Here is a 4,619-nt window from a genome sequence, read left to right as displayed (position 1 = left end):
CATGCACTGACGGCTTGCCTGTATCGTTCTGACGGGACCGGTCCGATTGGGCCGGTTTTTTCATATGTAACGTCGCCTTCGAATACCCGTAATTCGATCGCTGCGTCATCGCCGAAGGTCTCCCAACTAACGTACTGCCGAATGGTCGACCACGGGTTCTCCATGGAATGCGAAGCAGCCAAGGTTGCCCACTCATTTCAACCCTGAACGGCACAGACGGCATTTCGTCCGAATCCACCATCTTTCCTGCGTTTGTGCCGGACGGAGAGGGTGGATGGCGTGGCATTGACCCTCCTGACGCGTCTCACGAGAAAAAATTCGACGAGTATTTCATTGTCCTGGAACAAGAAACGGGAAACCCTGCGCGTCGACGGTTCTATCGAATAACGCTTGATACAGGGCAGATAATCGAGGGATATACCGACGATCAAGGAAGAACAAAATACGCACAGGCAGACAAGCGGCAAGCCCTGAAGTTGGAACTGGGGCCTCAGCGTGAAATTGAGGTCCGGAAATGACGACTATTGAAACAGGCAAACTCGAGCTTGTTGGCAAATCGCGAACCAGCCCCACAGAAATGAAGCAGGGAAAAGTTTGTTATGCAGATGTTTTCAAGCTTACCGATCTTCCCGACATCATGGAGAAAGCCGCGTGGAAACGCGGCGCCATACTGATGCGCAAATGGCTCTCGTCGAACGCCTACGCGATGTCTGACGAAGAAAAGCGTGGTTTGACTGACGCCCGGCTTTATCCAGCCGGTCTGACTGACTGCTCCACGCTCACGATGGAATGGCTGCTCTCCTTTCCTCGCGCAAAAAAAGAGTATGACCTGATTTTCGGAAAGAAAGCTTGGGTTCGCTCTACCCCTCCCTTGTACGAGAGCGAGCCGGCTCGCAGAGAACTCGTCAAGAAATTGGTGAAAAGTGGAAAGTTCTCAAATCGGCCAGAAGTCTTCGGTGACTTTAAAGACGCCGTCCCGGCAATCAATGAACTTTCGCAATTCCAAATCAAGAAAGTCGGCGAAAGAGATTTCAAAGTGCAATCATATGGCGCTGCCGCGATGAATGAGCTCTTTTTCAGCGATCCGGATCTCGACGATCTCTGGGTGGCATGCGCAGATTTCCTGTTCAAGATTGCCGGCGAGGGCGTCGTTATTCCTGGCGACGCTGCCTCCCCTCAGGAACAACAGAGCTATCGCCTCCCTGCGAAATGGTATGAGGTCGTGGTCAATAACATCGGTGTATTCGCAAGGGACACCTATGACTTCAACGGGGCTCAATATCTCGGGCATTGGAGAAAGACCAAGCAACCCTTTGTTCGGCTGTATGCTCTGGGCGAATCACGAGGAACTTGTCCGGATGACTATCTGATCGTAAACAATCAGAAATTCACAGCGCACAGGGAGGAGACTGGCAAAGGAGGCGACCTGATGGTCTTCAGCGATATCAGGACCACCAAACTCAGGACGCCCTATCGATTCAGGCTGACGTCAAAAGACATCCAGTCAATACTCCTTCAAAGCCATGCCACATAAACGTTCCGGAACACTGTTTGCAGGCATGGTCATAGTGCTCGTGGCGAGCTACCTCCTTTTACGCAAAGTCCCCCAACTGATCCGCCCCGCCATCGAACCGCAGACCATTCTGGTCAATCCGGGGGGCAAGTGCGCCCTGATCGAATACGCATTCCGGGGCGGCGAAAGGTGCTCTTGGCTGGATCCTTACGCCCTGTTCACGCTCTCCGACGGCGATGCGTTTTACACCGTCGTTGACCTGCGCTCCAAGAAAGTCGTGAGAGACAGTACCTGGCCCATCATTCCCATTACCGCATATTCCCAGGGGGCGGTTGGAATGGGGCGCTCCGTATTCTTCTGGAGTGCCGATGGGAGAAGCGCAGCTTTTCCCGGCGGCGAAGGCCCAGCTCATATTTGGGAGAACATCCACGAGTGTACGGGCGAGAAATCGACATCACCTTATTCCAATCTAGAATGCTCATTGGATAAGCAATCACCCCAATGCAGCGCTGTCAGAAACATGATTGAGTGAATTTTCAGCCTCACGATCAGGCTAGTTTTTTCTTTCCTATTTTCTGATTAGGATGAGGCACTCAGCTGACAGCTTGCGGATCAATCCACCAGACCATCAAAAGTACAAGGTACCGTGCCGCCAGGTCTCCATGCCCCCATACAAGAAATATTCAGCCTGGTAACCAGACCGGTAATCGTCCTGAAGATAGAGAGCCCCGCCTTCAATCGCAGTTCGCGATACCCCATTGCGGGCCGTGCCGGAGAGACAGCTTTTGACGACATCCTCTGGCGGGGCGGCAAGCGCCGTCAACGAAACCATCCACAACACGAGTGAAAGCTGCCTCATTGACCTGCCCTTCCTTTGATGTCGCCACAAGGAATCCGGCTTGTCAGGCAAATGACGGAGCACATCGGCCCTCCTTTGAAAATCGATAAATTAAAGGAGTAGCGACGCAAGACCTATCGTTGCATGACGATTTCCGTACCTCCGGATGAAGGTTCGGATCCGCGTCGACAATGAATCACTGCAAGCGTGCGTCGATTCAAAAGTGAACAGTGCCCCTCGGCAGAGCATGTGAAAAGAAAAAGGTAAAAAATAAGGGCTGACGATGTTGATCGTCAGCCCTTCATTTCAGCTCAAGCGAGTTCAAGCCAGGGGGCGGCCGGGTTTGAGCAAGGGGACTGCGATCAGTGTCGGCAGTCCTCTTTTTTTTTGCTCAGCTTTTTGAACGATTGTGAATATCTACCTCCTTGTTTTGCCAGCACGGCGCAGCAATAGCTGGCCATGATTATGTTGCCGAGAAATCGTCATTTAACGATGGGTCGATCAGTGGTGGCCGCTTACCTTCTCCGTTTTCAGAGGAGAAAGCATGTCATCAGCAATCATTCGAAAAGGAGACTCGACGTCGCACGGCGGTACGGTTCTCGAAGGACTTGTCTCGTTTAAGGTACTCGGCCTGCCTGCTGCGTTAGTTGGACATATGGTGTATTGCCCACGCTGCAAAGGCAGCTACGCCATTGTGCAGGGTGTCCAACATTTCAGATGTGGGGGAAACCCAGTTGCAGTGGCTGGTATGAAGACAGCCTGTGGGGTGGAGCCGCTGGCCAGCCAGAGTGCTTTTCTCATCGGTGTCAGCGCAAGTCCTGTTGTCGCTCCCTTGCGAGCCACCGAAAAATATGATGAAGAGGTTATTGAACATTGGTATAGCCTGGAAGACGACGAGGGAAACCCGGTAGAAGGCTATCTTTTTGACGTTTATCAGCAAGAGAAAATCGTTGCCCAGGCGTGCCATTTTCTTGGGGGGAGGAGTGTTTCCTTTGCAGGTGATTCATCAGGCATGGTCATGTGGTTGGCTGGCGAGTCAGAACATGCCGCCAAGGACATGCCATGACAAAGGACATCCCAGAGCCGGCCGTGAAGCCGATAGAGCCACAGGTCCGATTGCTCGCTGCGATGGCCTATGGGGAGGCTTCCACCCAAAATAACGCAGATGAAATATATGCCCTTGCCAGCGTATTAAAAAGGCAAAGAGACGCCAGAGGATATTCATCAATGGAGGCGTTTGTTCGCGGAGAAGCAAGTTTCAGTTTCGTTGTCAATGACGGCAATAAACGATATCAACATTTCCGACGCTCTACGGACACGCAGATTTTGTCAGATTCGGCAATGAAGACGGCTGTTGAAGCAGCCGAAAATGCTTTGGCAGATGGGCCTGACAAGTCCAATGGTGCTTGGTTTTGGGACGGCGCAGATATCAGCAGCAACTATGCGAAGCATTTCAAAGTAAAAAATGGTATCCGCTTTGGGCAGCCTTCTCACAACATTTATTCCATCAAGGAGTCTTCAAAGCTGGTCATCAAGTACAAGACGGTAAAAAAGAAGATCAACGGTGAAATCAAGATCGAGAAACAGGAGGTTTATCGTTATGACCATATCTATGTGTCAACCGCTGCGCATGGCGGAACCATCTTCTGGAAGCAAGATGCCGCCTATTTGAAGCATACGAAAGCTAAGGAGTACAAGTGAGGCACTGCTTATTGGTTTTGTTCGTGCTATCGACGCGAGTGCTCGCCGCTCCCTCCGAGGGTGCCGTCAGAAGCTGCCTCTCAGCCACTTCCCTTGGCGGAGCGTCGCTTACTTCCATCGAAACCCGTGAAATCTATCTCGAGGACAATTACCGACCCGGTTACCAGGCCGAGTATCTTTTGTTTCGTGGCTTGGTGATCGGAGTGGCCCGGTCTCTAAGAGGCGATGCGCTGGTCTATCGCGGCTTACTCCACCCACTGCGGGGAGCGACCGCCTTGCCGCAGACAAGGACCAGAGCAGGACAGACGATCCAGGTTGCGCTCGCAGACTGGTCCTTGATCCGGGAGAACGGCAAGCAGTATCTGTGCGTCAGCGATCAGTTCACAGTGTCGGTCGCAGTGGCAGTTTCCAGAAGGCCAGATATGGCTATCTGTTGGAAACAGCCAAGAAGGGGAGATTATTTTTCTTCGATGGGGTAGTGGATTGATTCAGTGTTTCAAAGCGGAAAAATCGGCCCGAGGGGGCCGATTTTTCTGAATCGATGCAGCTCGACGCCGCGTGCGCGTC

The 4,619-nt window shown here is 52.3% G+C and carries 4 protein-coding genes; all 4 read left to right on the top strand.

All coding sequences use genetic code 11. The features are described from left to right. Nucleotides 1-514: 514 nt before the first annotated feature. Nucleotides 515-1,534: a DUF6402 family protein gene (locus HWE01_RS22505; RefSeq protein ID WP_241822944.1), complete on the top strand. Its 1,020-nt coding sequence runs from the start codon at nt 515-517 to the stop codon at nt 1,532-1,534. After that, on the top strand, nt 1,524-2,045 hold the full coding sequence (locus HWE01_RS22500) for a hypothetical protein (RefSeq protein ID WP_241822943.1): 522 nt from the start codon (nt 1,524-1,526) through the stop codon (nt 2,043-2,045). The genes HWE01_RS22505 and HWE01_RS22500 overlap by 11 nt, the downstream gene beginning before the upstream one ends. A gap of 850 nt (nt 2,046-2,895) precedes the next feature. Continuing rightward, nucleotides 2,896-3,417: a PAAR domain-containing protein gene (locus HWE01_RS22495; RefSeq protein ID WP_241822942.1), complete on the top strand. Its 522-nt coding sequence runs from the start codon at nt 2,896-2,898 to the stop codon at nt 3,415-3,417. Next, nucleotides 3,414-4,052, top strand: a complete 639-nt coding sequence (locus HWE01_RS22490; protein WP_241822941.1) for a hypothetical protein — start codon at nt 3,414-3,416, stop codon at nt 4,050-4,052. The genes HWE01_RS22495 and HWE01_RS22490 overlap by 4 nt, the downstream gene beginning before the upstream one ends. The last annotated feature ends 567 nt before the right edge of the window (nt 4,053-4,619 follow it).

This window comes from Herbaspirillum sp. C7C8 (assembly GCF_022627875.1).
Classification (GTDB): domain Bacteria; phylum Pseudomonadota; class Gammaproteobacteria; order Burkholderiales; family Burkholderiaceae_D; genus Herbaspirillum.
This window is presented reverse-complemented; position numbering and strand designations above follow the sequence as displayed.

Coding starts and splice junctions, on each gene's coding strand:
- HWE01_RS22490 (WP_241822941.1), top strand. CDS start 3,414: ATGACAAAGGACATCCCAGAGCCGGCCGTGAAGCCGATAGAGCCACAG.
- HWE01_RS22495 (WP_241822942.1), top strand. CDS start 2,896: ATGTCATCAGCAATCATTCGAAAAGGAGACTCGACGTCGCACGGCGGT.
- HWE01_RS22505 (WP_241822944.1), top strand. CDS start 515: ATGACGACTATTGAAACAGGCAAACTCGAGCTTGTTGGCAAATCGCGA.
- HWE01_RS22500 (WP_241822943.1), top strand. CDS start 1,524: ATGCCACATAAACGTTCCGGAACACTGTTTGCAGGCATGGTCATAGTG.